The 933-nt window shown below is 74.1% G+C and carries 2 protein-coding genes; both read left to right on the top strand.

The features are described 5' to 3' along the window. Positions 1-41 precede the first annotated feature (41 nt). Positions 42-368, top strand: coding sequence for an SPOR domain-containing protein (locus ROTAS13_RS25105; protein WP_083755713.1), 327 nt, complete (start codon positions 42-44; stop codon positions 366-368). 16 nt (positions 369-384) lie between these two features. Beyond that, positions 385-729 carry a hypothetical protein gene (locus ROTAS13_RS25100; RefSeq protein WP_019460175.1) on the top strand — a complete coding sequence of 115 codons (345 nt, stop codon included), beginning with the start codon at positions 385-387 and terminating at the stop codon, positions 727-729. Positions 730-933: the final 204 nt, after the last annotated feature.

Below are 933 nucleotides of genomic sequence, written 5' to 3'. Positions count from 1 at the left end.
CTCTATGCTGACGTCGAGACTTGTGATCAAGAGACAGGACGCTGAGCCTCGTCGGCACCGCCCATGCCGGCACCCTGTCCCGCCCAGGCCTGAGCACGGCCACCGCCGCGCCGGGCACCGGCAGCTGGGCCGTGCAGGTCGGCGCCTATGCCAGCGAAAGCCAGGCCCGCACCGCCGCCAACCAGGCTCGCTCCAAGATCCCGGCCAATGGCGTGCGCGTCGCCGTGCAACCGGTGATGCAGGGCAAGACCGTGCTCTATCGCGCCCGGGTCATGGGCCTGTCGCGCGACGGTGCCCAGAACGCCTGCGAGAAGCTGCGCAGCGGCCGCGGCGCCTGCATGACCCTGTCGCCCGACTCCCAGAGCTGAGCGAAGGCCATCCGGCGTGACCGACGCTCCCGCGCCGGTCACGCCGGATGGCCGCTACCTCGTGGTGCGCGGCCGGCTCTGGCGCCGCGCCGATCCCGCCCTTCCCGAATCCGAACGCGGGGTGCTGGTCCAGGCCCTGATGCGGGCCCGCCGTGCCGTGCGCGAGGCTGGCCGGCAGGGCGACACGGAGGCACTGCGCGCCGCGCGGCAGGCGGTGGACGAGGCCAAGCGGGGCCTGGGCGAGCGCGGCCCGGTCTGGTGGCAGGACGGCGCCCCCGACTACAATCGCCACCTAGCGCGCAACACGCCCTACGCCGGCTGGTACGCCGCGCTGGAAACGGCCCCGCCGGAACGGGGCTGAACGGCCCCTTCGCAATCCCGCCTGCGCGGGGCATCCTGCCCGGCCGATGCGCCTCCTCCTCCTCAACGGCAACACCGACCCCGCGATGACCGAGCGCCTGCGCCACCATGCCGAGGCCTGGCTGGCCCGGCAGGGATGCGGCGATGTCGAGCTGATCCCCTGCACCGCCCGCTTCGGCGCCCGCTACATCGCCACCCGCGCCGC

The organism is Roseomonas sp. TAS13 (assembly GCF_001950415.1).
In the GTDB taxonomy this organism is placed as follows: domain Bacteria; phylum Pseudomonadota; class Alphaproteobacteria; order Acetobacterales; family Acetobacteraceae; genus Roseomonas; species Roseomonas mucosa.
This window is presented reverse-complemented; position numbering and strand designations above follow the sequence as displayed.